Below are 3,476 nucleotides of genomic sequence, written 5' to 3' on the forward strand. Positions count from 1 at the left end.
TGGAAATTCTGTTTCTCTCTTTCTTCCAGTCGTTACACCTCAGTGTCGTCTCTGTCCTGAAAAGAAACAGAAATAGGCGCTGATGTCAGCACCTTGTGCAACTGCCCGTCGCACAAAAAGCCTCTGCTAATCTGCAGAGGCTTTTATCATTTTAATGTACCATCACTTTACAAATATCATTCGTAAACTCTACTGGATCATTGATTGGCAACCCTTCAATGAGTAGTGCTTGGTTATAAAGTAGGTTCGTATATAAGCTTAGTTTTTCTTTATCATTTTCATATGCATTTTTAAGCGATTTGAAAACATCATGATCAAGATTTATTTCTAATACTTTATCTGCCTTAACACTTTGATTATCAGGCATGGCATTAATTACCTTTTCCATTTCAATGGAAATTTCCCCTTCAGCTGTTAGGCATACAGGATGTGATCTTAATCGTTTAGACGCTTTTACATCTTTTACTTTGTCAGAAAGAATTTCCTTCATAGCTCCAAATAAATCTTTGTTTTCTTCTTCCTTTTCCTTTGTTTCTTTACTTTCTTCTTCATCAATACCTAAATCACCGCTAGATGCAGATCTAAATTCTTTTTCCTTGTACTGCATTAACATCTTAATTGCAAATTCGTCGATTTCCTCTGTGAAGTATAGGATTTCAAAGCCTTTGTCTGCAAGCATTTCAGTCTGAGGGAGTTTTTCAATGCGATCAATCGAATCACCAGCAGCATAATAAATGTATTTTTGCTCCTCAGGCATTCTTGAAACATATTCCTCTAGTGTTACAAGCTTCTTCTCTTTCGATGAGTGGAATAATAATAGGTCTTGCAGTACTTCCTTATTCGCTCCAAAATCACTGTAAACACCATATTTCAGTTGTTGACCAAATGCTTTGAAGAAGTTTTCATACTTTTCACGGTCATCTCTTAAAATGTTTTGCAATTCTTTTTTAATCTTCTTATTAATATTCTTCTCAATCAGCTTCAATTGTCTATCATGCTGAAGCATCTCTCTAGATATGTTCAAGGATAAGTCTTCAGAGTCTACCATCCCTTTAACAAAGCTAAAATAATCAGGAAGTAAGTCTGCACATTTTTCCATAATTAGAACACCATTTGAGTAAAGTTCTAAGCCCTTTTCATACTCTCTTGTGTAATAATTGTATGGTGCATTTTCTGGGATGTAGAGAATGGCGTTATATCGGATCGATCCGTCAACATTGATATGGATATGTTTTAACGGTTTGTCATAGCCATAACGTTTTTCATTGTAAAAATTCTCATAGTCTTCATCTGTCAGTTCACTCTTATTCTTCTTCCAGATAGGTACCATTGAATTAACCGTTTGTTCGTCTATAACGTCCTCGTACTCGTCCTCAGAACCTTCTTTAAGTTTGCTTTCTGTTACGTCCATTTTAATTGGATAACGAATAAAGTCAGAGTATTTTTTAATAATTTGTTTTAATTGATACTCCTCAAGAAACTCATCATAATTATCATCTTCTGTATTCTCTTTTATCTCTAAGATGATTTCTGTACCTATATCGGATTTTTCAGAAGTTTCAATGGTGTATCCGTCTGAGCCTTGGGAAACCCATTTATAAGCCTCATCACTATCAATTGATCTTGTAGTTACAGTAACGGTATCAGCAACCATAAATGCTGCGTAGAAACCAACACCAAATTGGCCAATGATATCATAACCATCTTTAATTTCATTTTCATTTTTAAAATTAAACGAACCACTCTTAGCAATGGTACCTAGGTTTGATTCTAGCTCTTCTTTCGTCATACCAATCCCAGTATCAATAACCTTTAATGTTCGAGTATCTTTATTGGCTTCAATTTTAATAAAATAATCATCTTTATTAAACGAGATGTTGTCATCAGTTAATGCGCGGTAATAAATTTTATCAATTGCATCACTTGCATTGGAAATAAGCTCTCTTAAAAAGACTTCGCGCTTTGAATAAATAGAGTTAATAACCATATCTAATAGCTTCTTGGATTCTGCTTTAAATTCCTTTTGCACCATCGTAATCTCTCCTTCATTCTATTATTAGCACTCTAAGGTGTCGAGTGATAATCTCTATAATTTAAATAACATATCACACATCTACATGTCAAACATCTCGGCATAAATTAAAAGGAGATGCCCATTCCTAAAATGGACACCTCCCACGCATTTTCGAATTATTTCTCTACTTCGCCTTCCCAAGCAAGCATGCCACCAGCCATATTGGTCACATCATATCCTTGTTCTTTTAGAAAGTCAGTAGCTCTTCCGCTTCTACCACCAGAGCGACAAACCATATAATAATGCTCATCTTTTTCTAGTTCATTTACACGCTCAGGAATTTCACTCAAGCGAATATGTTTAGCACCAGGAATAATCCCCCCGGCTACCTCATCATCTTCACGAACATCGATAATATTTAGCTTTTCACCTTTTTCTAGCTTTTCTTCTAAGTCTTTTGCTGTAATCTCTTCCATCACTAATTACCTCCAATAGTACATTCTTTGTACCATTTTAACCCATCAACTATTCATAAGTAAATAAGCTGCATTATTGCTTCCTCAATTAGCAATTAAGCCATCCATTTCGGAGGGGTATTTTTAGCCCAAAATATTTCTCCAATTTGATGATGCTCCTTAAATCCATCATTACTTAAGTGGTAATGAAAATTAAAATAGTACCCCTCTAACGGGCGATTATCACGTCTTACATGGAATCTTGCAATATCATCTTGTGTGCGATAATCATAAACATGGAATATTCTTTCCCCATATCCTTTCGCAGGTTGTTCTGTTATTCCATAATATATATATTCATCGCCAGCTTGATCCACTAGAGTTTCAATAACATTCTCAATGGTTGGTAGGATTGTTTCTGCAAACTCATCCTCCACTCGATCGGCAATCCTTGGTCCAAATTTCATTAATGTTTGGGTTTTTGCTTTTTCACAAATCGTATCTATAAAATACGCTTTATTATTAACATTTTGGGATATAGGAGTATCTACTGTTACCTCAGCTTTAGTAGCTTCCCTATTCTGTAAGTCTGCTTCTGATAAACTATCTTTACTATTATCTGCATCCACTTCTAACAGAGCAACAGGTGTGTACATTCCCAGTGTCGCAACTGTTATTAATGCTACAAGTATCTTTCTCATCCATAGTTTCATCCATATTCACCTTCTCTACATACGTCTACTTATATTTTAACACGTACTAGACTATTGTACATAATTTTAGAAATATTTAACATAAATTTATTATATTGTTTGTTGCAATTGATATAAAATGCGCAGTAAGTTGAGAAAATACATGTCCTACCGTTACGGCAATACATTTCATTTTTGGTGTGACCCCCAATAGTTGGAGTTTTATTAAGCAACGATTAGATCGGTATGAATTCGGTATTGAACTGGGCTCATACCGATCAATCTTCCTTTAATTCGTTGGTTATTGTAATAATA

4 protein-coding genes are annotated in these 3,476 nt (G+C 34.8%); all 4 read right to left on the bottom strand.

All coding sequences use genetic code 11. The annotated features are described in order from the left end of the window. Positions 1–151: 151 nt before the first annotated feature. Positions 152–2,032: a molecular chaperone HtpG gene (htpG, locus tag D8M05_RS19780; protein ID WP_121134815.1), complete on the bottom strand. Its 1,881-nt coding sequence runs from the start codon at positions 2,030–2,032 to the stop codon at positions 152–154. Between the two features lie 158 nt (positions 2,033–2,190). After that, entirely contained in the window at positions 2,191–2,490 is a 300-nt protein-coding gene (locus tag D8M05_RS19785; RefSeq protein WP_121134817.1) for a rhodanese-like domain-containing protein, read from the bottom strand. Positions 2,491–2,585: 95 nt separating this feature from the next. After that, a complete protein-coding gene (locus D8M05_RS19790; protein ID WP_121134819.1) occupies positions 2,586–3,182 on the bottom strand; it encodes a YpjP family protein in 597 nt (198 codons plus the stop codon). 204 nt (positions 3,183–3,386) lie between these two features. Beyond that, on the bottom strand, positions 3,387–3,476 hold a 90-nt coding region (locus D8M05_RS21000; protein ID WP_147405168.1), incomplete at its 5' end, for an IS3 family transposase.

Origin of the sequence: Oceanobacillus bengalensis, from assembly GCF_003628445.1 — a bacterium.
Lineage (GTDB): Bacteria > Bacillota > Bacilli > Bacillales > Amphibacillaceae > Oceanobacillus > Oceanobacillus bengalensis.

Coding starts and splice junctions, on each gene's coding strand:
- D8M05_RS19790 (WP_121134819.1), bottom strand. CDS start 3,182: ATGAAACTATGGATGAGAAAGATACTTGTAGCATTAATAACAGTTGCG.
- D8M05_RS19785 (WP_121134817.1), bottom strand. CDS start 2,490: ATGGAAGAGATTACAGCAAAAGACTTAGAAGAAAAGCTAGAAAAAGGT.
- htpG (WP_121134815.1), bottom strand. CDS start 2,032: ATGGTGCAAAAGGAATTTAAAGCAGAATCCAAGAAGCTATTAGATATG.